Annotated in this window: 20 protein-coding genes and 1 tRNA gene; 6 read left to right on the top strand and 15 right to left on the bottom strand. The window is 38.7% G+C overall.

Features of this window, described 5'->3' with window-relative positions; genetic code table 11:
• Window positions 1-1,270 precede the first annotated feature (1,270 nt).
• Together ACFIMW_RS06790 and ACFIMW_RS06785 are read right to left on the bottom strand one after the other, a co-directional pair.
• The gene (locus tag ACFIMW_RS06790) at window positions 1,271-2,644 is read right to left on the bottom strand and encodes a glutamate--cysteine ligase (protein WP_375606446.1); all 1,374 of its coding nucleotides are present in this window, start codon (window positions 2,642-2,644) and stop codon (window positions 1,271-1,273) included.
• Between the two features lie 59 nt (window positions 2,645-2,703).
• The gene (locus ACFIMW_RS06785; protein ID WP_375606447.1) at window positions 2,704-3,447 is read right to left on the bottom strand and encodes a 16S rRNA (uracil(1498)-N(3))-methyltransferase; all 744 of its coding nucleotides are present in this window, start codon (window positions 3,445-3,447) and stop codon (window positions 2,704-2,706) included.
• 237 nt (window positions 3,448-3,684) lie between these two features.
• On the opposite strand from ACFIMW_RS06785, the gene ACFIMW_RS06780 reads away from it, so the two are divergent.
• On the top strand, window positions 3,685-3,828 hold the full coding sequence (locus ACFIMW_RS06780; RefSeq protein WP_375606448.1) for a hypothetical protein: 144 nt from the start codon (window positions 3,685-3,687) through the stop codon (window positions 3,826-3,828).
• A 319-nt stretch (window positions 3,829-4,147) separates the two neighbouring features.
• Here the strand turns inward: ACFIMW_RS06780 and ACFIMW_RS06775 are convergent, their stop codons facing one another.
• Window positions 4,148-6,028 carry an AsmA family protein gene (locus ACFIMW_RS06775; protein WP_375608567.1) on the bottom strand — a complete coding sequence of 627 codons (1,881 nt, stop codon included), beginning with the start codon at window positions 6,026-6,028 and terminating at the stop codon, window positions 4,148-4,150.
• Between the two features lie 297 nt (window positions 6,029-6,325).
• Between ACFIMW_RS06775 and folD the strand changes: the two genes are divergently transcribed.
• Window positions 6,326-7,225 carry a bifunctional methylenetetrahydrofolate dehydrogenase/methenyltetrahydrofolate cyclohydrolase FolD gene (gene folD, locus ACFIMW_RS06770; protein WP_375606450.1) on the top strand — a complete coding sequence of 300 codons (900 nt, stop codon included), beginning with the start codon at window positions 6,326-6,328 and terminating at the stop codon, window positions 7,223-7,225.
• Between the two features lie 60 nt (window positions 7,226-7,285).
• On the opposite strand, the gene edd is transcribed toward folD, so the two are convergent.
• The 5 genes from edd to ACFIMW_RS06745 all read right to left on the bottom strand — a co-directional run bounded on the left by edd (window position 7,286) and on the right by ACFIMW_RS06745 (window position 14,242).
• Window positions 7,286-9,109, bottom strand: coding sequence for a phosphogluconate dehydratase (edd, locus tag ACFIMW_RS06765; protein WP_375608566.1), 1,824 nt, complete (start codon window positions 9,107-9,109; stop codon window positions 7,286-7,288).
• Between the two features lie 55 nt (window positions 9,110-9,164).
• Window positions 9,165-9,917: a 6-phosphogluconolactonase gene (gene pgl / locus ACFIMW_RS06760; protein ID WP_375606452.1), complete on the bottom strand. Its 753-nt coding sequence runs from the start codon at window positions 9,915-9,917 to the stop codon at window positions 9,165-9,167.
• Between the two features lie 10 nt (window positions 9,918-9,927).
• A complete protein-coding gene (gene zwf, locus ACFIMW_RS06755) occupies window positions 9,928-11,400 on the bottom strand; it encodes a glucose-6-phosphate dehydrogenase (protein WP_375608565.1) in 1,473 nt (490 codons plus the stop codon).
• Window positions 11,401-11,519: 119 nt separating this feature from the next.
• Entirely contained in the window at window positions 11,520-12,809 is a 1,290-nt protein-coding gene (locus tag ACFIMW_RS06750) for an NAD(P)/FAD-dependent oxidoreductase (protein ID WP_375606454.1), read from the bottom strand.
• 5 nt (window positions 12,810-12,814) lie between these two features.
• On the bottom strand, window positions 12,815-14,242 hold the full coding sequence (locus ACFIMW_RS06745) for a glutamine synthetase family protein (RefSeq protein ID WP_375606455.1): 1,428 nt from the start codon (window positions 14,240-14,242) through the stop codon (window positions 12,815-12,817).
• A gap of 1,610 nt (window positions 14,243-15,852) precedes the next feature.
• On the opposite strand from ACFIMW_RS06745, the gene ACFIMW_RS06740 reads away from it, so the two are divergent.
• The 4 genes from ACFIMW_RS06740 to ACFIMW_RS06725 all read left to right on the top strand — a co-directional run bounded on the left by ACFIMW_RS06740 (window position 15,853) and on the right by ACFIMW_RS06725 (window position 19,432).
• Window positions 15,853-16,533, top strand: coding sequence for a radical SAM protein (locus tag ACFIMW_RS06740; protein ID WP_375608564.1), 681 nt, complete (start codon window positions 15,853-15,855; stop codon window positions 16,531-16,533).
• Window positions 16,530-17,273, top strand: a complete 744-nt coding sequence (locus ACFIMW_RS06735) for a hypothetical protein (protein WP_375608563.1) — start codon at window positions 16,530-16,532, stop codon at window positions 17,271-17,273. The genes ACFIMW_RS06740 and ACFIMW_RS06735 overlap by 4 nt, the downstream gene beginning before the upstream one ends.
• A 10-nt stretch (window positions 17,274-17,283) precedes the next feature.
• Complete coding sequence (locus ACFIMW_RS06730) at window positions 17,284-18,504, top strand: MFS transporter (RefSeq protein ID WP_375608562.1); 1,221 nt, start codon at window positions 17,284-17,286, stop codon at window positions 18,502-18,504.
• A gap of 781 nt (window positions 18,505-19,285) precedes the next feature.
• Complete coding sequence (locus ACFIMW_RS06725; protein WP_375608561.1) at window positions 19,286-19,432, top strand: hypothetical protein; 147 nt, start codon at window positions 19,286-19,288, stop codon at window positions 19,430-19,432.
• A gap of 46 nt (window positions 19,433-19,478) precedes the next feature.
• On the opposite strand, the gene ACFIMW_RS06720 is transcribed toward ACFIMW_RS06725, so the two are convergent.
• The 7 genes from ACFIMW_RS06720 to ACFIMW_RS06690 all read right to left on the bottom strand — a co-directional run bounded on the left by ACFIMW_RS06720 (window position 19,479) and on the right by ACFIMW_RS06690 (window position 24,300).
• The gene (locus tag ACFIMW_RS06720; RefSeq protein WP_375608560.1) at window positions 19,479-19,868 is read right to left on the bottom strand and encodes a hypothetical protein; all 390 of its coding nucleotides are present in this window, start codon (window positions 19,866-19,868) and stop codon (window positions 19,479-19,481) included.
• Between the two features lie 558 nt (window positions 19,869-20,426).
• Window positions 20,427-20,765 (bottom strand): NADPH-dependent FMN reductase, encoded by a 339-nt coding sequence (locus tag ACFIMW_RS06715; protein ID WP_375606460.1) that lies wholly within the window; start codon window positions 20,763-20,765, stop codon window positions 20,427-20,429.
• A gap of 260 nt (window positions 20,766-21,025) precedes the next feature.
• Complete coding sequence (locus ACFIMW_RS06710) at window positions 21,026-22,369, bottom strand: MATE family efflux transporter (RefSeq protein WP_375606461.1); 1,344 nt, start codon at window positions 22,367-22,369, stop codon at window positions 21,026-21,028.
• A gap of 122 nt (window positions 22,370-22,491) precedes the next feature.
• Window positions 22,492-22,632, bottom strand: a complete 141-nt coding sequence (locus tag ACFIMW_RS06705; protein WP_375606462.1) for a hypothetical protein — start codon at window positions 22,630-22,632, stop codon at window positions 22,492-22,494.
• A 25-nt stretch (window positions 22,633-22,657) separates the two neighbouring features.
• Window positions 22,658-22,734: transfer RNA gene (locus tag ACFIMW_RS06700), tRNA-His, on the bottom strand.
• A 138-nt stretch (window positions 22,735-22,872) separates the two neighbouring features.
• A complete protein-coding gene (locus tag ACFIMW_RS06695; RefSeq protein ID WP_375606463.1) occupies window positions 22,873-23,955 on the bottom strand; it encodes a quinone-dependent dihydroorotate dehydrogenase in 1,083 nt (360 codons plus the stop codon).
• A 51-nt stretch (window positions 23,956-24,006) separates the two neighbouring features.
• Window positions 24,007-24,300 carry a hypothetical protein gene (locus tag ACFIMW_RS06690; RefSeq protein WP_375608559.1) on the bottom strand — a complete coding sequence of 98 codons (294 nt, stop codon included), beginning with the start codon at window positions 24,298-24,300 and terminating at the stop codon, window positions 24,007-24,009.
• Between the last annotated feature and the right edge of the window lie 166 nt (window positions 24,301-24,466).

The following is a 24,466-nucleotide window of genomic DNA, read 5'->3' as shown; positions in this document are numbered from 1 at the left end:
TATATCCTGTTGATATAACAAAACTAAATGATATCAATCGTCATCATAGACGTATTTAATATCGGTCTATTTATTGAAGATAAGGAGTTAAATTACTCATGAAGCGTACCATAACATTTATTGTTGTATCTTCTCTATTGATACTTTTGTTTGCTGTATTAATATCATTTGGATATACTAAAGTGAACGATTTGAATCCGTACAATGAACTTTATCAGTCAAAACCATAAAGACTTAGAATATCGTGAAAAAAAGGAAATAGCAAAAGAAGTTATAAAAGTCTTTCAAAGTAAGACAAAACCTGTTACATCTGTAGAATATGATAAGGTATGATTTTAAAAATATTTAATAGAATTACAAATTGAACCTCCACAATTGGATATTTTAAAGCATTATCACACAATACTTGCCTTTTGTGGACGTTTTGCTGTTGTTTGGCAAATAATCCAAAGATGAAGATCTGCTCACTAATCAAATACAATACTCATTTGATTCATTGAAAAAAGATGTTTTTCTCGCAAAACTTGCAGAAGACTTTCATGATCTGATGGCTGAATATGGAAAAAAATTTCTAGATTCTCCAACTCCCATTAACCGAAAAGAACAAATTATGCGTCCAGAGAAAATAATAACATGTAATTTCCTTACCCGTTTTAAAAATACAGCTATTGTCTGCATAATGACAGCGTAATTATATCGTATAATGATAAAAAAAGGGATAAGAATCCTTATAAGATCTGGCTAATAAAAAATGGAAGCAACAAAAAGTTAAGCAGCCCACTCTATGTTTAGCAAACAAAATAAGTATTTGCAGCTTGCCTGTACAACAACTAAATTTTTGTATTTTGTTCCACATAAAAAATACTTCATATTCATATAAACATCGTATATTGAATGATAATAATTTAATATTGGATAAGATTATTAAACACAAATAATATTTTTATTCCTTTATTAAAAAGTGAAAAATATTGTTTTCAGACTTATTCATAAGCGTGATGAGCCAAGTGGATAAAAATATTTGATAACAAGCTAAATATATCTCTTATGATCCATCTCTAAGATAAAGATACAAGATTGAGGTTACGGAAATATCGTGACAGTATTAATCTGGATATAAAAATAATAGGGACTAAGAGATCTTTGTATTGTATCATTTACGAGACAATGTTGAAAGCAAGGGGAAATATTCTTTCTAAGATAAGTGAGTGAATGAGCCACCACAGTGATATGCATTTTTAAAAAAGTACAAAATGTCTTTGCCTCAAATTTAATAAGCACATTCTAAAAATACAGGTTCTACAGACTCATTCCAAATAGAATAGTAATAGGACAACAATTTTTCAGCATCTGTTTGCCCCATTGCAACAACCTCTTCTAAAGGATTAAGAAAATTTGTTTCATCAAAACCATTCGCATCATACTGTTTGCGATTTTTTAGGCCCTTGCGTGCAATAGCAAGGGCTTGACGAGCTAATTCTAACAGAATGGTTTGACGAAAAGGAGTTTTTAACCCCTCTTTTGGAACGCGTTGGCGCAACTCTAAAACTTCTTCAAAACACCAATCTTTTGTCAAAGCCTCCGCCTCATTAAGTGCTTCTCTATCATAAAGAAGCCCAACCCAAAAAGCTGACAACGCACAAATACGCTTCCAAGAACCACAATCCGCTCCTCTCATTTCTAAAAATCTTTTTAAGCGGACTTCAGGAAATAACGTTGATAGGTGATTAATCCAATCTCCCATATTTGGAATTGAATTTGCAACTTGTCCTTTTAATGCTCCATTCATAAACTGACGAAACGTTATGTGTGTACAATCATAATAACGACCATCACGAACAACAAAATACATTGGAACATCAAGGGCCCATTCAACATAATCAGCAAAACCAAAGCGCTCAGAAAATATAAAAGGGAGAACCCCTGTCCTCTGATTATCCGTATTACGCCAAATTTCAGAACGCCAAGATAAAAAGCCATTCGGACGTCCTTCTGTAAAAGGTGAACTTGCAAATAATGCGGTCGCAATAGACTGTAACTTCATAGATACTTGCATTTTTTGCCGCATATCACTTTCAGATGAAAAATCAAGATTAACCTGAACCGTTGATGTGCGATACATCATATTAAGACCATTATGCCCCACTTTCGGCATATAATCAGTCATAATCTGATAACGTGACTTAGGCATTTTCGGCGTTTCAGCCAAAGTCCACTTTGGACTAGCACCAAGACCTAAAAAACCAATCCCTAATGGTTCTGAAATTTTCTTGAGAAGAGCTAAATGCTGCATCAACTCGTTATAAGTATGACCTATTGTTTTTAATGGTGCACCCGATAATTCAAATTGTCCCCCAGGTTCCAAAGAAATAGCCCCCTGATCACCTGATCCTACGAGCCCAATAATATTCCCTTCATCTAAAATAGGTTCCCATCCTAAAACGCTTTGCATCCCCTTTAAAAGCGCTCGGATTCCTCTCTCACCTTCATAAGGAACAGGAAGAAAACCATCTCTATAAAACGGAAATTTTTCATGTTCTGTACCAATACGCCAATCATCTTCTGGTTTATACCCCCCTTGGAAATAGCTAACCAAGGAATCTAAGTTATAAATTTCACTTTCATCGGTTATATCAAGCGCCATAACTTATCATATCCTATCATCGTCTTAAATGAATTGTTTAGAATGATTTTACAGACTTCTCAATCCATTGCCCAATCCCCCACGGTAGCATTAAGAAGAGCCAAAGCAGCGACAGCGGCAGTGTCAGCGCGTAAAATACGCGGACCTAATGATATTGGAACCACAAAAGGATGTTTTTTTAAAAAGCTCCGCTCTTCTTCACTAAACCCACCTTCTGGTCCAATGAGAACACCAGGTGTTGTAACGTCACGCTTTTTAAAAGAAGGTAATGGATTATGCGATTTATGCTCTTCATCACAAAAGAATAAAGGCTGTGTCTCATCCCACTGTGCTAAAAGTTCTGCTAATGATAGAGCAGATACGCATTCAGGCAGAGATAAAATGCCACACTGTTCAGAAGCTTCGATAACATTGGCTTCCATACGCGCCATATTGATACGCGTAACCTGCGTATGATGCGTTATAACAGGCTGCAAAATCGATACCCCCATTTCAACAGCTTTCTGCACCATATAATCCAACCGCGCGTTTTTAAGTGGAGCAAAGCAATAAATAAGATTAGAATGCCTCGTTTGTAATCTTTCTTGATGGATAAGCTGAACCACAACAAATTTTTTTTTTACAATGATAAGTTTAGCAAGCCATTCACCATCCTGTCCATTAAAAAGTAAAATTTCTGCTCCTTCTTTCATCCGCAAAACATGCACAAGATAAAAAGCTTGCGCCCCTTCTATCTTTATTTCTTCATTCAAAGCCAATGTCTGTCTAATAAATAATCTTTTAAGTTTATAATTTATGCGCATAAAAATTTTGCCAAAGCTCACTATCATCATCGAGAAAATGAAGAAAAATATATAACAAAAAGAAAAAAATATATCTATAGAACTATAATATATGAAAAATTTATAGAGTTTTTTTAGCTTTATGAGATGATAATAGGAACCTATCGGTCTTTAAGTGATTCTGCTTTCATAAAAGTTTAGATAATACACCGTTCATCTTTGAATTGGGTCATTGATGCATCCGTGGAGGAAAAAGATATGTCTGCTAAAAAAGCTACAATTATTACGATTACAACCCTCTTAGCCTTTATTTTGATTACAGTGGGAATTGGTTCTGTTGGAGCCGACGGGAAGCATACAGTTACCAAAGATGGCTATGGTATTTCTTCTGAGATTCAATAAGCACTGACCGACATCCCTTAAAAATTTAGTGTAACAAAATATTGCTAGCAACCTTCTAAGACTTGCATCAATATTATGAATCTCTTGTATTTAAAAGATTTTATAAGAAGCGTTGTTCTTCCTCTCTTCACTCATTTATCGACATACCAACCACGCTTATAACGTAGAGGACGATTTTTATGACTTTATCACGAATAGATTTAAAATGAGAGAATCTTACGATAGTGGAATTTCTTATTTAAGTTTAAAAACAACTTTAAATTGTAAACGGATGAGTTATAATTATAAAATAAAATGTTGTATAGACGAAAAACAATACTCAATCTGTATCAGTGGCTTTTGTAATTAAAAAATTACCATGATCTTGTCCTTTAGAGCTCAGAGAAAATGTAAAAGGCCATGCAAGGCTGTTAGCAAGGCATTGAACATCTTTACATAAAGTGTCTGATCTATAATTTTTTCGTAATTGTGCCTGTAGTATCAATTCATTCTGCTTCCCTTGAGAAATAGCAGTTGCAATAGCTCCCTGAATGGATAAACTCAAGTCTGCTGTATGCATCAATGACTCTGTCACTTTCATCACACCTTCTGAAAAGCTTGTCTGGATATCCCAGTGATCAAAAGTTGTGGAAAGAGAATCATCATTTGTTAAAAGAAATTGTTGTTTGTTTGAAAGTCTTGTTTGTAATTCATTCAAATCATACCCTAATAGCCGACCAGAAGACATCTTTAATGTTAATTCACTCTGCATTTTTGTAAAAACTTCCATCCAAGAATCAGCCAGTGTCTGTATCGTTGCAGTAAAATTCGTTTTGCTTTGTATAAATGGAATAAATCCTAAAGCTTCTAGAGCTTCCTGCATATCAATAGAAGCACCTGAAATATTTCCTCCAATACGCACTTTCTGTCCAACTGGCGTAACTTCAATATTACTTTGAATGGATCCACCCCAAATATTCGCATGCCCAAGATCAAAAATACCATGCCCATTTTTTATTTGTATTGCAGCAGCTAAATTTGTGAGTGAAATATTCCCTATTTTAGTTTGTGGTGCAGAAAGTCGTACATCCACCCCAATACAATCAAAATTTGTCATATCAAAAAATGAATTTTTCTTTTTGCTTGAAAAAAACATTGAGCCCAAAGTGCTAGAATCTAAGTTATCAAATGCTAAAGAGCCCATAATATTTGGTACAGAATCTTGGAAATCAAGTTCTAAAGCCCCACGCGCACTAGTTTGCCCCATCGTAAAGGTAACATTATTCATTTGGATATGCATTGGTTGCGCTAAAAAATGAGATTCCCATACAATGGGTATTTTTAATTTATGTCCCCAAAACTGATTCCCACCAATCCAAGACAATGTCTGATTCCATCCCGGAGAACGCATCGATACCTTTCCATCAAAAATATAATATTCAGATAACCGAGCCTGTCCTGTAAACGTTATTCCCCCACGCACAGAATTGAGACTTGCCTTAATCTGGCTTTTTCCTCCTGCAAGAAGCAGCAATGCTTGAGAAGCATCAATTGATAACTTTGTAAATTCTCCGCGCCAACGAGCATCTGCACGCAAGCGTACTTCCTCAGTCGATTCAGCCCAATCTAAAGTCGCATTTAATCCTGTTATTTTTTCTGCTACTCCCGAAAAACTATCGTGATACACAAGAACACCATTTTCAATAACAATCCTCCCAAAAGGTTGTTTCAAAAGATGCTCTAGCTCTGGATGTTCAGGATTATTTTTTAATATTTCACGCGCATTGCGTATTGCCAATCCTAATGCACCTTGTGAGCGAGAAAATCTATCAAAAAAATCTGCCATTGTTTCAACGGGCTTTTCCATAACAAATTGAGGACGCACAATCCGCGTCTCGGAAAAAGAAACATGCCCCCAAAGAAGATCTATTAAAGAAAGATCAACTTCTATTGATTCAGCTTCCAATAATGGCGTAACATCATCCATTTTTGATGTTAAAGTAACGCCGGAAAGAAATGCTTTAGGATAAGGGAAAAGATGTAACCGCGGTGGATCACGCAGTTGTACATTATAACCCGTCCATGCACTCAAATCCTGTGCTAAATGAATACGAATCGCATCTGTAGAGACAAGATAAGGTAAAACGAGAATCCCCACTCCAAATAAAAAGATAATTGTAATAAAAATTCCGCTCAAAAATTTTATTATTCTGATGTGCACAACATCCCTCTGCAGTTATCCCCCTATAACAGATTAAATACAAAATTAAATGATCGTTAAAAGATTTTTTATATCCTTATAATTCGCCTTATATCTTCATTATTTTTATTCTTTATCCAAAGTTTATTCAAACAGCAATGTTGCTGCTTCTTTATAAAGCAATTATTTAAAAGTCTTCTAAAACTATAAATCCACAACCTTATCAAACCATTCTTACCGTTATTGCTATAAAACTCTATCGTATCATTAGAAAATGCTTTACAAAAAAACAAACAGCCTTACCGAAAGGATCTCTGAATGAATAATATTATCGACGGGAAAAAACTTGCTGAAGAGATTATCGTAAAAGTTAAGGCCGAAACAACAAAGCTCCGCCGTCACTATAATATACAACCTAGTATCGCCGTTATTATTGTTGGAGATGATCCCGCAAGTCAAGTATATGTCGCCTCAAAAAATAAAAAAGCCGAAGAATGTGGGTTTCTTTCAATCAAACATGTCGTTTCCAAAGAAACCCAAGAAAAAGAACTACTTCAACTTATTGCAACATTAAACTCTGATCCAAAAATTCATGGTATTCTGGTACAGCTGCCTCTCCCTGCTCATATGAATACAAACCGCGTAACACAAGCCATTGCTTTTCAAAAAGATGTTGATGGTTTTCATTATATTAATGTAGGAAAACTCGCGGCAAATGCACTTGAAGATGCTATTATTCCCTGCACACCAGCTGGTGCCATGATGATGATTGAACAACAATGTGGGCAAGATTTATCTGGACTTGATGCTGTCGTTGTTGGACGCTCTAATATTGTTGGAAAACCTATGGCTGCCCTTTTAACAGCAGCCAATGCCACTGTGACAATTGCCCATAGTCGTACCCGTGACCTTGATGATGTGTGTCGAAGCGCTGATATTCTCGTAGCTGCTGTAGGCCGCCCACAAATGATTAAAAAAGACTGGGTGAAAAATGGTGCAATTGTTATTGATGTCGGTATTAATCGCGTTGCTGCACCAGAAAAAGGTATAGGGAAAACACGTCTTGTTGGTGATGTCGATTTTGAAAATGTAAAAGAAAAAGCTGCTGCGATCACCCCTGTTCCAGGAGGCGTTGGACCAATGACAATTGCCATGCTTATGGTTAATACACTCAAAGCCGCTGCGCGATCACACAATCTTCCTATACCAAAATTCTAAGAATTGTAACAATTCATTTTGCATGGTTTCATTGCACATGATTTACCATTTTTACATTCGTCATGTCATAAAAACAGATGCCCCTTGATCTGCACGATTAACGGATTGACGAAACACATGAAAAAGTTCGCGTCCAACACCATGTTCATTTTTTGAAAGATCAGGAGGCGTGGTTGTTCGCGCGTTAAATTTTGCTAAATCTTCCAAAAGAGTTAATTTACCCCCATGAACATCAAGGAAAACAATGTCACCATCCTGCAAACGTGCAATGGGGCCATTATCCACTGCTTCTGGTGTCACATGGAGAGCAGCAGGAATTTTTCCTGATGCCCCTGACATACGACCATCGGTTATCAATGCTACCTTTTGACCGCGATCTTGTAAAACGCCTAAAATGGTCGTTAACTTATGAAGCTCTGGCATACCATTGGCTTTTGGTCCTTGATAGCGAATAACAGCGATAAAATCTTTATCATGCAACGCTCCAGATTTAAAAGATTTTTGTAGTTCTTCTTGATCATTAAAAACAAAGACTGGTGCTTTAATCTGCCAATACTCTGGTTTAACAGAGGAAACTTTTATAATAGCTGTTCCCAAATCTCCCGATAAAACACGAATACCCCCTTCAGGCTGGAATGGTTTTCTCCATCCTGCTAACACCTTATGATCACCACTTTCCTTGAGAGCAGCTTCACGCACCACACGTCCATCAGCAGAAAGCTTCACTTCAATTGCATAAGCATTGAGATCTTGACCACAAACCGTAGAAACATCTTCATGCACTAAACCTGCCTCGATAAGCTCGCGGATAATAAATCCTATCCCCCCTGCTGCATAAAAATGATTGATATCAGCCAAACCATTCGGATAAATTCGCGCTAAAAGAGGCACAACGGATGAAATTTCTGCAATATCATGCCATGTCAACTGAATACCGCAAGCCGCAGCTATAGCAATCAAATGAATCGTATGATTGGTAGATCCCCCTGTTGCATTTAACCCTACAATGGCATTCACAAAAGAACGCTCATCAATGATCATACCAAGTGGACTATAATGATCACCAAGATCTGTCATTTCAAGTACACGTTCCGTGGCTTCTTTTGTTAAAGCATCACGCAACGGTGTATTCGCATTAATAAAAGAAGCTCCCGGCATATGAAGCCCCATCATCTCCAGTATCACCTGATTAGAGTTAGCTGTTCCATAAAATGTACATGTTCCTGGTCCATGATAAGAACGTGCTTCTGATGCTAGAAGTGTTTGACGATCTATTTTATTTTCGGCGTAAAGTTGACGTATCTTCGCTTTTTCATCATTACCTTGACCACTTGTCATAGGACCAGCAGCTATAAAAATTCCTGGTAAATGACCAAATGTTAGGGCACCAATCAATAAACCTGGCACAATTTTATCACACACCCCAAGATACAATGCTGCATCAAAGACATCGTGTGATAAGCTTATAGCTGTTGCCATTGCAATTACTTCACGCGAAAAAAGGGAAAGCTCCATCCCCGCATTTCCCTGCGTAACACCATCGCACATCGCGGGAACACCCCCTGCAACTTGTGCAACACCACCAACCGTACGGGCCGACTCTTTAATTAAGTGAGGAAATTTTTCAAAAGGTTGATGTGCTGAAAGTATATCATTATATGCCGTGATAATGCCAATATTCCCAACGATATTTCCCTTCAAACGCTCTTTATCTATTGCACCACAAGCAGCAAAGCCATGAGCCTGATTGGCACATCCTAAAAAACTCCGTTTGGGGCGATGAACTTGTGCTTTTGCAATACGATCTAAGTAAATTTCTCGTGTTGATCGAGAACGTTCATAAATCCTTCGTGTAACTGTGGCAATTGTCTTGGAAAGTGCCATATTTCTCTCCCCCTTTCATTGTTTCTTCCCCTCATTCATTGAGAGAGATTACGTTTTATTCACCTTGTGTCGCATATTTTGATTCACTTATTTCATTTTCTGCAGGCGACCAATAAACCTGAACGAGATGAGGGGAATTACGCAAAATTGCCCGAATAGGCATTTCTGTTTCAGCCCCATCTTGACAAGCTTCCTCAAAACAATCGCGTTTCTGAAGACCCTCGAAATGGAGAATAATGCAACGAGATTGCATAATAACTGGCAAAGTTAGTGAGAGTCTTGGTTCAACAGCACTCTTAGCATGAAGGGGTAAAACAAGTGCTTGTGTTCGTAAATCAAGCGCTTGCTTTAAACGATCAGCATCAGGAAAAAAAGAAGCCGTATGTCCATCCTCCCCCATTCCTAAAACAACAACATCAAAGGGTTTAGGCAAAGTATTAACACGACTCGCCGCTGAAAAAGCAGCAAGTTCAGCAGTAATTGCTTTATGATAAAGCCCTACAAAACGTGCTTTTTCTGCAAAATTTTGTAACAAATGACACCGTACCATATGTTCATTTGAACGTTCATCGTGTGTAGGGACAAAACGTTCATCGACCAAAGTGATAATGATCTTTTGCCAATCAATATCCGCTTTTGACAAATAATGAAAAAACAATTCTGGTGTTTTACCACCAGACACCGCTAAAACTGCTCTATTACGCTCAAGAACAGATATACTAAGCTCTGCGGCTACTCGATCTGCTAATGCCAAAGCTAAAGTCTGAGGGGTTTCAAAGTCTAAACGATCAATATTCATTCTATACATACTTATTGCTCTAAACTAAATTGTTCCATATACGTCCATCACGTTCTATGAGGCTCATCGAAGCAGACGGCCCCCACGAACCAGCGTTATAACTGTGAACAGGCTGTTTTATTGTTTCCCATCCCTCAATGATTGGATCAATCCAACGCCAAGCAGCCTCAACTTCATCACGACGCATAAACAGTGTTTGATCTCCACGAATAACATCCATTAATAAACGTTCATAAGCATCAGGATTACGTTCAGAAAATGTGGAAGCAAAACTCATGTCTAATGGAATGTGACGAAACCGCATACCGCCATAACTTGGATCCTTAATCATCAACCATTGTTTTACACCTTCATCAGGTTGGAGACGAATTACAAGCCGATTAGAAAAAATTTCATCTAAATCCACATTAAAAATATTATGAGGAATAGGTTTAAAAACGACAACAATTTCAGACATTCGCGTGAACATACGCTTACCTGTTCGTAAATAAAAAGGCGTATTGGCCCAGCGCCAGTTATCAATCTTAACCTTAAGCGCAACAAATGTTTCGCTCTCACTCGCTCTTCCCAGATCATCAAAATAAGACTCTACAGATATACCATTTGATAGACCAGAAAGATACTGCCCACGTACAGTATGCTGCCCTACATTATGGACATCAAGCGGTGTCAAAGAATGTAAAACTTTAAGTTTTTCATCGCGCACAGCATTAGCACTGTTGGTAAATGGTATTTCCATCGCAACCAAACAAAGTAACTGTAGCATATGGTTTTGAACCATATCGCGTAGAGCACCAGTGCTTTCATAGTATTCTGTACGCCCCTCTAACCCTAAAGATTCAGCAACGGTTATTTGAACATGATCAATATAATTGGAGTTCCATAGCGGTTCATAAAGTGTATTAACAAACCGCAATGCCATTAAATTTTGAACAGTTTCCTTCCCAAGATAATGATCAATGCGAAAGATCTGCTCTTCATTAAAGGCGCTTGCAAATACATCATTAAGTGAAATAGCTGTTTTTACATCGCAACCAATTGGTTTTTCAATGATAATCCGTGTTTGTGCTGTCACCAAATTATTTTTTCCCAACTTCATCGCAATATCAGTAAAAAGTGACGAACCAACAGCCAAATAAAAAGCTCGAATATCCGCTGAATCTTGTGACAGAAGGAGGGCTAAATCCTCCCATCCTCGGTTCGAGGAAACATCAACAGAAACATAGCTTAAACGTGCAAGAAAACGATTGAGTTCTGTTGAATTTAGATCTTTTGGATGGATATGTTTTTCTAAAGAAATGCGGACAAAATTTTGATATTCTTCACGACTTAGGGAAGTGCGCGAAACCCCAATAATACGTGTTGGCTCATTGAATTGCCCAGCACACTGACAATGATACAAAGCCGGCAAAAGTTTGCGCGACGCCAGATCACCATTGCCACCAAAAACAATACAATCAAAGGAAGAAACTGGAATAATTTTACGCACCATGAACTTGTTTATTTTCCATTCGATTATGAAATCCCATATCACTTATAAAAGCTTTCATCATTAAAGCAGACAGATACTAAATAAGCCATTAATTTTCTTCATTTCAAGCAATGTTTCCATTAAAGGCGATCCATTAAAGAAAACCAACGCATTGCTAAAAATATAAGCGGATAACGCAAAACGCGTCCCCCCGGAAAAGATGAAATCTTTAAGTCTTGGAAATAGGAAAAACGTTCATATTTTCCAGTTAACCATTCTGCGTATAATTTTCCCACGAAAGGAGCCAACATAACGCCATGCCCTGAATAACCACCACAATAAGTTATCCTTGAGAAAAGTTGGCGAACATAGGGCATGCGCTCAACTGTAATCGCTACCGTTGCTCCCCACCGATGGCTTAAATTGATAGAATGTAATTGAGGATAAATTTCAACAATTTGCCGTTTTATACGTTCATCTAAATTTAGAGGATGCTTATTATCATAACTTTCTACACCACCAAATAAGAGACGATTATCAATGCTTTTGCGAAAATAGCGAACCATAAAACGGGAATCATCAACCGATTCCCCCCCTATAAGAATTGAACTATGCTTTGGTAATGGATCCGTTGCTCCAATATAAGAGCGAATAGAAACAATATTTTTTTCAATAAAACGCTCCAGACCAAGTTTATACCCATTTGTTGCAAGTAAAACATGTTCTGCTGTTACACTGCCTTTTTCTGTTATCACTTTCCAATGGGCTTGCTTGCGCCTTATGGTCGTTACTTGTGATTTCTCATAAAGCTTAGCACCAGCATCTTGGGCTTTTTTTGCCAATCCAACAACCAATTTTAAGGGATTTATATGGCCGGTATCCGCATCATAAATACCACCACAATAAAAAAGTGATCCAAGTCGCCTAGATGTTTCAGCCCTATCCATAAAAGTAAGAGCCTGATAACCGTAACGTTGCATCACCTCAATATGCCGTTGATAAGAGAGAAGATCACGCCTTTTATGGGTCACAGAAAGTTGTCCTACTATCAAATCACACTGACAATCAGGCATCGCGCATAACGATAAAATATCTTTTTTAGCTTCTTCTGCTAAATCAAACAGAACCTTACTGCGCTCAAAACCATATTTTTTCTCTAATGTTTCTACCCACTGCCGTTGCCCCGTTCCTAATTGACCACCATTGCGCCCTGAAGCGCCATCACCAAAACGTGATGCTTCAAACAAAACAACATCCACTCCAGCTTTGGCTAAATGATAAGCAGCTGAAAGTCCCGTAAATCCACCTCCGATAATGACCACATCACACTGTCTGTATTCATCAAAACATGGATAAGAGGGGCGCTCTTTTAAAGTATCTTCATACCAAGAAATTCCTGGAGAAATTGGATTATCATCAATCGTTGTCATAAAATTTAAACATTCAGCAGGAGATATTCACGCTCCCACGGACTAATTACTTCCATAAAAGTTTCAAACTCTTGTCGTTTGATTGCAGCATAAGTACTGACAAACACATCCCCTAAAATAGCATGTATTGCTGTATCTTGTTCAAACAAATTAACTGCCTCAATGAGTCCACGCGGTAACTCAATATTATCAGCATTCACATTATTTGTCGTTGGCTCATCTGGCTCAATTTTTTGCTGTAAACCAATGAGACCACACGCTAAAGAAGCTGCAAGAGCTAAATAAGGATTCGCATCTGATGAAGGAAGCCTATTCTCGACACGCCGCGCTTGAGGAGCAGAACGAGGAACACGAAAAGCTGTCGTCCGATTATCATATCCCCACCGCAAATTAACAGGAGCCGAATTATCAGGTACAAGACGTCGATAAGAATTCACGTAAGGCGCAAGCATCACAAGAACCCCTGGCATATGTTTTTGCAATCCACCAATAAAATGCCGAAAACAGACACTTTCTTCACCATTCTCCTGTGTAAAAATGTTCATACCCGTTTTCTTATCAACGACCGATTGGTGAATATGCATCGCAGAACCTGGCTGCCCCTGAATGGGTTTTGCCATAAATGTCGCATACATATTATGTTTCAGTGCTGCTTCACGAATTGTTCGTTTAAACATAAAAACTTGATCCGCTAATTCAATAGGATCACCATGACGTAAATTGATTTCAAACTGACCTGCTCCTTCTTCATGAATGAGTGTATCAATTTCCAATCCTTGTGCCTCTGAAAAATGATAAATATCATCAATCAAATCATCAAATTCATTCACACCAGCAATTGAATAGCCTTGCCCTCCACCAATTGAACGCCCAGAACGACCAACCGGTGAAACTAAAGGGTAATCAGGATCGGGATTTTTTTGTACCAAATAAAACTCAATTTCTGGTGAAACAACTGGTTTTAAACCCATTTTTGTGTAAAAATGAACCACCGTTCGTAAAACATTGCGTGGTGTATAATCCACAACCTGACCATTTTGATACACAAGATCACAAATCACCTGTGCCGTAGGAGCATCTTCCCATGGCACAATGCTTAACGTAGAAAGATCAGGCTCAAGGCGTAAATCACCATCTGCTTTAGGATATTCAAAACCATGACCATCTTCAGGATAATCCCCTGAAATTGTTGCCATAAAAACTGCTGAAGGCAATGCCAATGATGTTTCCGATGTAAATTTTTTAGAAAGCATCATCTTACCCCGTGGAACTCCTGCTTGATCAGGCGTAATACATTCAATATCCTCTACCTTACGAAAAGAAAGCCATTGTGAAACCTGTTCCCAATTATTCACACCACGTAAACTTTTGAGAAAACGAGAGACAGGTTTAAAATTCTTACTTTTCGTTTGTTTAACATTTTTTACAGCCATAACATACCAACTTTAAAAACAATTAAGTCCTATTTTTATTGTATCAGCCCATGCATAAACGACACAAAAAAAATTTATCAACTGATATTTTTGAAGAATACTATAAGATTCATCAAGGTAAAAGAATTTTACGCTCAACAAGCTATCCTATCACCATCAAGCTATCCTATCACCATAGTGAAAATTGGTACTGCACGCGATACATCGGTCGAACCTTCTCCTTATATAAAACAGTGCGAAATACCATAGGGAACATAACCTAATTCCGATTCAAATAATCATATACAAGCAAACATTGGCGAGAATAATAAAGACGAGATATTTAATTTCCTTTTGGTTGTAGCAATGCTTAATTAAAAGAAAAGAAACTTTTTTAATATGAAGCAAGTTTTGTAACTCTATTGTTATCCACATAGAAGTAAACACCCTAGGATGGTGAGTAGCCTTTACAGCTAGTGCTTACAAACACTCACCCCGCCATAATATGCGTAAATGTATTTTCAGGATAAGTCATACGCTCAACATTTCCGACATAAAACTTAACCATCGCCTGCATAACAGAGCTATCAACCTTGTTCTGAGCGGATGGTACGACTCTGCACTTATATCAATTCCTACCGCTTGACATTGCACTTCGCACACAATATTTAGAGCTAAGAATCCAGTAGAGCATACCAAATCCAATAGATAGGATTTTTTGCTAATTGCGCCATGCGTGATTCAACATTTGATAATCTCCAGCCCACTAAGAGGTGTGTTATTTATATCTCAAAAGCCCAAAAATCAGGATATGAAAACACAATAATATCAATTTTCTTTGAACTAACGTCCTTCATCGTCGATCTTCCACCATCGTAAAATCTTTTTTGTATCAGTTGCTTTCACATACTTTGACTTATGATCTCGTGATACTGTGCAGACCGAGCACACGCCCCCATGCAAATGCACCCTATTAAGCCTAATCCTATTGGATTCTAGCAAAGACAATGCAGCACGTAACTTCGTCGCAGTCATACCAAAACGCGATCTATCCCCGTTTGCCAGTACATGACACAATCTCAATGAGATTTTAGGTAATATGTCAAAATGGCGAGCAAGAGCGATGATGTCATGTCATTCGATAATATTATCACACTGGACATTTATATGTTTTCTAATAGATAATTCTATCTCTTCTCGAAGTTTTACAGAGATATTAAAATCTCTACCTTTAAAACCATCTTTTTGCGCTAATGATATTTCATAACCAGACGCAAATTCCAAGACCCAGCAACATAACAATGATGTCCCGCACGTCCATTAAAATACCCTGCTTTTTCTCGCTCTAGGCATTCATAGCCCGACCACGTAAAACAGGGTACCAATTACAATATCAGACCATAAGACTGCAAGAGAAAGTTCTTTTATAAATAGACATTTTTTATCTTTCCATTGCCTCTTAAACAAGCTATCCTGTTCATATAACAAGTTATATGTATAATACATATAACTTCTACAAAAGGAGGATTCATTATGTTCCGTGAAAATCTTTGGTAATACACTCGAGCGATTGGATAACCAGTCGCCCGTCAATAATATAGTGCGAGTTAAGAAATTGGGGGAGATAAGCTATGCAACTCGTGGATCATCCTTTTGTGAAATTCAATCAACCCAAGCCGATTTACAACTTCACATATCCGCTATTTCGCACTATTTCAAATGAATTTTACAATTACCTAGACTTTAATAAGCTAGCGCAGAGTCAGCAGATTCCACAAGCGCGTACCATTTCTCTTTATTTGCATATTCCCTTTTGTGAAACCATCTGTTCCTTCTGTCCCTTTCAGAAAGGGGCCTACAAGCACGTTAAGCAAATCGAATCTTATATGTCAGCGCTTACCACAGAGATCAGAAACAAAGGAAATTTCATTCGCTCGCTTAAAGGGTCCATCCGCAGCATCTATATAGGGGGCGGCACACCGTCGCTTTTGTCTGCAGATAATATCCGCCACATCGGAAAAGTATTGCATGCCGAATTTGAGCTCTCTTCCTTAACTGAGCTTACACTGGAAAGCGAACCGAAAAGCGTCACACGTGATAAACTTTATGCTGCCCGTGAGATCGGCGTTAACCGGATCAGCTTCGGTATACAGAGTTTCATTGAGCGTTTCCGATCATTGTTTAACCTCACCTCAACACGTGAACAAATCAACAATACCGTAGCTTGGTCACAAGAGATAATTGGACATGTCGGTTTAGACCTACTATATGGCATGCACAGCCAGCAAGCCGAAGAACTATTATACGATTGAAGCAAGCCAGCGAGCTTCACCCTGAAACCATCAACCTCTATGCAATCAACAATCTGGCTATCACGTCGCAACTGCATAAGTCTTACGCACAAAAAGGGCTAAAGCCATCCAGCCTACAGCATCGACAGATGCTTCGCTTATTTAGCGACATCGTTATGCGCAGCTGCGGCTATACGCCGTGTAATGGGCATTCCTATATCAAAATTGCCAACAAAACTCGTCTAACGCTCGCTAAAACGAGTTCAGCTAATTATTTCCGCTATCACAAATATTTGCATGGTTATCATGACGATTATGTCGTTGGCTTTGGGGCGTCAGCACTGTCGATTCCCAGCTCACTCGTCACACGAGCCAATCCCAGTCGAAGCGGATACATTACCGACATACAACTTAAAGGCAAATCCAAAGTATACTACAATTGGGTATCAGCGGAGCAACAAGCCTCCAAGGCTTTGTGTATGCGGCTACCTTATAACGGCCATGCCGAAAAAGAAAGAATTGACTGGACCGCACTTCCCTCTTTCGTATACAATAACCTACAACAGCTCATAGATGCAGGTCTCATCGCAGAAAGTGATAACAATCTCCAGCTGACTCAGCGTGGTTGGCAATGGTATTCCAACCTTATGTATTTTCTTCTATCTCAGGAAGACAGGAATATCTTGGACGGCTATGTCTCAAACATGCTGAATACAACCGCCGTACTTGATGGAACAGTGGAAACCTGTGTGGCATCTTAAGGAGAACAGAATGTTCACGCTTTTTTCCAACAAGAACATACGCTATTTTTGCCTAACCGTTAGTCTGCTCGCCTTACTCAGCGGTGCTTTGCGCACTGCCATCCCGCTATTAGCAAGACAATCTGGATATGGCGTAGTCGGAGTAAGTTGGGCGCAAGGTCTCTTCTCATTAGCGTGGCCAATTTTCGGCATCCTTGCAGGCGTTTTACTTGATCGCTGCGACAAAATAAAACTTGCCACCTCAGCTCTCTTCATCTTCATGCTACTGCATATTGTCCTGTTCATACTGCTCATGATACAGATTACTCCAGCCGAACAAATTTTCTTCTATGCAACCATTGCTGGATTCATCGTCGTTTCTGCCGAAGCTTATATAATGACGATTCCACCACTTATCATGGAGGGAGAGCGATTGATGACCTTCTACTCTATTGTCTTGTTTTTAGATTTCGGGGTCTCCTATTTTCTTGCCCCTGTCATAACAAGCAGCATTTTAGCGCATAGCACACTGCTATTTCTCGGCCTGTTAATCGTGCTTTTTATCGCATTGATTTTTACCGCTCGCCATGCTGTTCCGACATCGCCAACACCTGATAAAGAAAACATCACTTTCCGTTATATCATTGCCGGCTTTCGTTTCATTTTTTCAAATCGGCATCTTACCTCCCTTACATTACTCACATTCTTTCTATCGGTGGTATTTGGAGCATTCCTAACCTCATTCATCTTCTTCGTTACCGACAGTCGGTATCTGGGCCTACATAGCAGCCAATATGGCGTGATGTTTGCAGCCTACGCACTTGGAACAATGGCAGGTGCCCTATTTGCGCCGCGTATACGCTATGCACCGGTGCGCCTAGCTGTTCTCACTGACGGTTTAGGAACGGTTGTCTTGCTGCTGATTCCAGCCTTTTCAAAAAGTGCTGTCGTCGTATGGGGCGTCACCTTTATCGCTGGCATTGGAGCAAGCTTATGGTTTATTGGTGTTACCGCCTTCAGGCAGCGCCTCACACCAAAGCAACTTCTCGGGCGAGCTAATTCTGCTTTTCGGGTGATAGGCTATGCTGGAACGCCGGTCGGAAGCTTTTTGGTCGGCGTCCTTGGTTCTTTTATATCATTGCAGTTTGCTGCCACCTTTATCGCTGGACTACTATTGGTGGCTATCGCGATAACGCTTCCATTTCTTTGGCAAGCTGATCATATAAACACCCCCAACCCTGCCACGAGGTAACAGCTGCTTTTAAAAAAAGACACGGTCAAAAAAGGCACACATACCCTATTACGCAATCGATTGATTTATTCTTTGGACGAGAAAATTATCACCATAATGGCTGATAGAGCCAGCGGCACTATAGAAGCAGCCAAACAAACGCTAAAGACAAAACAGCCCCTTTACGTTGCATTGGGCGATGATCCAACGCCTATATGAAGGATGCAGAGAGCTTATAGCGTACGAAGTGCAATTCTTAACTAAAAACTCCGCCCTAGCAATGCCTACTTATACTCCAGTTAATCCGTCACCCGCTGGACATCAAATGCCTCACCCCTTTACTGCTCCTCAAAATACATTTTGCTTCACTTACGCGCCGTATTCTTCCTTTGTAATTAAAAGAGCAGCCCTCCTTTCCTAATTTATGATCTCTGCCTACACAACGCAGCAACAGATACGACCATATATGCAATCACGCCTTAGGACCTGCATAGTAGAAAGCTTAGTTCGAGAGATTCATAAAGCCTATATCCCAATAAATTTGCCGCCCAATCCATCTTTTAAAAGGGCGGTTTTATATAAACCGTTAGAGCAAGCTATGAAATCCTTAGGTGTATTAGAAATAATTGGCGGTTTTTACCTCAGACCAATGTTGATTGACTTTTACTCGTACATATACGCAAGCGGTGCTACTCTTTTCTCAGATAAAAAGGACATAATCGTTACCATCTGACCTATTATTGTTTGAAAATAAAAAAAAAGTATCAGTACGACTGATGATATTGAAGAGCTATCTCATTATGTGGCTGTACTTAATTACGGCATTGGGAAGCTAGACACGCAATCACCCGTTTCTGCGCGCCTTCTGCATGATATTCATAAGATTTTATTACGCGATAAACGCGGTACGTCCAAAAGCCTTGGCGAATTTCGCAAAGCACAAAATTAGCTTGTCGGTACGCAACTAAAGACAGCCTCATTCGTACCGCCCACTCCTACCACAGCCCCCCTACTCTCTCTACTACCATCCCCCGCTTAGAATCGCGCCAACTCATCACCGGTGCCTCGTTAAACGCCACACCAGTCTCAAGGGCGGTAAAATGCGCCTTGCCGCATTTAATCTTCAGCATTTCTTTAAGACGCAAATCAAACTCGCTATTCGTTCCTTTTGTTTCCAGCACAAAGTAAAGCTTTTGTTCGCCATCCCGCTCTAAAAAAAACGTCCAATCAGGCGTGTAAGAGCCAATGGGAGTAGCTATTTTAAAACTTCTTTGCAGTTTAAAAAACAATCTTACATCAGAGTCGTTATCGAGATTTTGCGCAAACTCTTTCTCAATACGGCTCTCACAAATCACATGATCATAAAGACTTTTCTCATTGATCACCGCCGGCCATATGATCGCCTTTTCTGACCTAATTTTACAGATGTGGAATCAATCTTATTGTGATGCGCACATCCAGAGATTATTTTATCCTCTGCATTAGAACCAAAAACATAAACAATACGCAAGCGGCTTCGGTAAGAAGGCCAAAAGCTCAATCTCAACCTACACGAAAATGCATGTGCAGGCGAATGCCCCCATAATATGCAATATTTCAAGCACGTCCATAGTGGTACCCCTTTTAAAAATTGTGCCTATGGCTTATAATAATCTCCAAGATACACATTTAGCCCTTATCTGAAATAACTCGATTTTGGATTGATGAGAACGAAAACGCGCTGCAATAATCACGTTATTTAGCCCTAATGACCGGCACACGGAAGCCAACAGTCCTGCACCACCAACGACTAAATAACGGTATTTCCTATCATTTTTGATCATATCCTCCACCCTTATTGTTTAAAAATATATATTTCATCAACAAGATGTGCGCAGCGAGCCCGTACATTTACGCTGCTAAGTCTCCATGTACGGTTTTCATTCTCAAACGCAAAACCATCTTTAGCTGAAGCAACTTGATATTGCAGTGCCTGTCCATAAAGCATATGCACAACTAGTACCAAATATACACAGGGCAGTGCGCATTTTTGGTTGTATTGTCATGAGAGAGAAGACCAAAAGCTTTATCCAAAAAGCACCATAATCTAAATTATCAAGAGCATTCTTCAAAGTCTCTGAATAAGACCTGTAATAAACAGGATTTGCAAAAATAACACCGTTAGCGACTGCAATTGTTTTAACAAATGCATGCACTTCAGCACCGCTGATTGTATTGTAATAACTTATAAAAACAACAACTTTTTTAAATGCCTCCTCAACGGCGTATGAATATAAGCACATTTTTTCTCGTCATTTTTTAAGGTATTAAACTCTTCCAATCTACCGAACTTACTCTTAAATTGAAGCCGAATGATTTTAATAAATCCATATTATTTTAAAATTCAATAAAGAATATTGAGGCTACAATCAAAGGCACTTCTTTTCAATATTAAGCAAGTTTTGTAACCTATATTGTTATCTCCATAGAAGTAAAACAGCCTCTATGGACGGTGAATAGCTATGCCTTCACAGCTAGTGCTTTACAAGCGCTTTTATAACACTCACTCTACCCCAAACATAGGATTGCATTTTATTAAATAACCCACGCGCATATAATTAAAGATAGAAACGATTAAGCTTGCACCAATCATGCCAAGCCAATAGCCAATAAAGTCATATTCAAAAAAATGCGCCATTAGCGCTCCCCCCAATAGGCCTAACCCCCAATAACTTATTGCTACAACAATTATTGACCAAAACGTATCAAGCAAACCCACAAGTATGCCATTGAGCATAGCTCCTAAAGTGCCAAAAGCAAAAGACAATAAGATGAATGGAAGCAACTCCCAAGAGAAAACAATAACGCGTTCTGAAGAAATATTAAAGATAGTTGTAAGGATAAATTCATAAGAGAGATAAACAACCACTGATAAAAATAAGACATAAGCTACAGCAAAAACTGTGACACTTATACGCAACTGTTTTAGAGCCATATTATTCCTATCTGCTCTATACCACGCTGCTATTGTCGCAGCTGCGCTGGAAATTCCCAAAGCCACCACAGAAATAAGCATATCGATACGCATCCCTATCGTATGTGCAGCCAAAGATTCGACCCCATAAGCCGTAATCATAAATGCAATGACCGAAGGAAAGCCTTCCGCAATAAGAATACGTATACCAATGGGTAGCCCTACTCGCAGCAATTTTATTATTCGTGAAATCTCTAACTTTGGTCTCAAATAATTAAAGCGAAAAGAATGAAAAGCAGAATTGCGGGACAAAATTATTGCCGCAGCGATAACAATTAAAATACGGATCAAACTGCTCGCAACTCCAGCACCAAAGACACCTAATCCGCTCGCAGAACCTATACCAAAAATAAGCGGCCAAGAGATAAAAAAATTCACGATGATAGCTGCAAGCATAACCCAGGTTAAAGGCTGTGGATTACCAATTGCTGACAGCAATCCCCGGCTATTCACATAAAGATAAAAAAACACCACTCCTATAGCAGCACCACTATTATATTCCTGCGCTATATTGGCAATTGTCCCATCTTGGCCGAGAAAACACAAAATATTCCTCGTGTTGAGTAAAATGATCGCACTCACCGTTCCAATCAAAAGGGAAAGCCCTATTCCTTGATCAAACCATGCCTTTAATGCATATCTATCTTGTCTACGAAAACTTTCCGCAAGTTTTGGTGCAACCGCGGTAATAATACCTAGCCCAAACAACATAACAAAACTAAATATACTCAGAGCTAACATTGTACCACTCAAGGCTTGCACGCCTAAATGCGCTACAAGCGCTGCTTCTGTGAAGGAAATCATCATCTGAGAGATAAACCCAACAGCCAGTGGCATGCCAAGAGATAGCAATTGCTTCATCACAACAAACATTGTGAATACCCTTCCATATTGAAAAGTGTATGAAGCTCGGATCTTTTAAACAAAACAATTGATTTGTTCCGTAAAATCTTTCCATCGCAAATCTTGTGTAAAAGATGCATAATGAAAACGCATTAAGGTAAGAGGAGAAGCGCAATGCGCCTTATTGTTTTTTTTGGAATGCCATGCGTTTTTTGTACAACATTATACCCCCAAGCAGTTACAGTCGGTGATACAATACTCTTAGCAAGCGTTTGTTCGTCTTGCACATCCATTTTCAGTATTTCCAATAAAATTTTTTGGTACGGTTGGTGGGATTTGAACCTACGACCTCTGGTGCCACAAACCAGCGCTCTAACCAACTGAGCTACAACCGCATAAAAAGAAAATGTACCATAACTGTTCACGATTTTGTAAGCATTTATCCTTTGCTTATGTGACATAAGGAAAATCAACAAAGTTTGCAAGCCCCTTTAAAAAAATCTCGCAATTTTTTGTGAAGAAAAAAGCGTTTTTTACAAAGGAAATTTTGCCCAATGCTCAAGACTATGATCACGATAGCTTTTTATGTTATCAACTCCATCTTGTTGCATCATCTGCAAAATCTCTTGCAGAATAGTTATGACAAGATCTGGACCTTCATAAACCATCCCACTGTATAATTGAATCAAATCTGCACCAGCTTTTACTTTTTCCAAAGCAGTTTGTGCGTCCTTTACACCGCCAACACCGATAATTGCAATCTCCTTCCCTAACTTTTGACGCATTTTTGCAAGCACAATAGTAGAACGTTCAAAAAGTGGACGTCCAGAAAGCCCTCCCTCTTCATTGCTGAGGTGACTATTGCTAAGCCCCTGGCGTGAAAGAGTTGTGTTAGAAACAATCAGCCCATTAAAATTAGAAAGCTTTATTTCTTCAGCAACATCATCTAATTCTTTCTCTGATAAATCAGGAGCAATTTTTAAAAAAATGGGAATGGAGAATCCATGCTTTTTCTCTTGCTCATTTCGCACTTGCGAAATTGCACTCAACAAAAGATGCAAACTGTCACGGGCCTGTAAATCACGTAAGCCTGGTGTATTAGGAGAAGAAATATTAACCGTAAAATAATCAGCAACATCATAAAAATGAGCAATACCAACAGTATAATCACCAATCTTATTAACCGTATCCTTATTGGCTCCAATGTTAACGCCTACAACACCAGTTTTTTTACACGCGCGCAATCTGTTGTAAACAACTTGATGTCCATCATTATTAAAACCCATTCTATTAATAATTGCTTCATCTTCTTTTAAACGAAAGAGTCGTGGTTTAGAATTTCCAATCTGAGGCTTTGGTGTCACTGTCCCAATTTCTGTAAAACCAAATCCTAAACGAAAAACACCATCCACAACCTCTGCATTTTTATCAAACCCCGCAGCAAGACCAATAAAATTTTCAAACTCAAGCCCAGCAACAGTTATACACAAACGTTTATCGATAACCTTTTGACAGCCATTTAATCCACTTTTCAGCCCGAGAATCGCTAAACCGTGTGCTTGCTCTGGATCCAACATAAATAAGGCAGAACGGCCAATACAACGAAAAAAACTCATCAATCCTTCTCCACAACATAAAAATGATCCATCGCACCTCACCTATATCTTTTAACACAAAAGATTACCAATCAAAGAGAGCATATTATCCAAATAATACTGCTCTCTTCTATAAGAAACTTCAGCATAAAAATCCATTAATAACCATACACATTTATATTGATGCATACCGTGTAAAAACTTTTTATTCTTTAAAAAATGTTTCTCTTTTTTGCTACTGTTCAGAGATAAACTTTCAAACCTAAACCTTATAAAATGCAGCACAAATTGAGACATCAATGGCTCTTCACCAAAGCCTTTCTCTTCTTTCTTATAGGTAAGCTTATACCCCCCTTTAAAAGGCAAAAAAATTATCTCTATTCTCAAAGTTACTTTGTGTAATATCATATAATATATTGATTTTAATGATAGTTAATCGTTATTCATATTGAATAAGAATCCCGAATATCGTAAGATTGTCTCATTTCAAATCTGTTTATCTTGAATCAATCAAAACCATTCGCTTGCACGT

The organism is Bartonella sp. AC329YNZD (assembly GCF_042196685.1).
Lineage (GTDB): Bacteria > Pseudomonadota > Alphaproteobacteria > Rhizobiales > Rhizobiaceae > Bartonella.
This window is presented reverse-complemented; position numbering and strand designations above follow the sequence as displayed.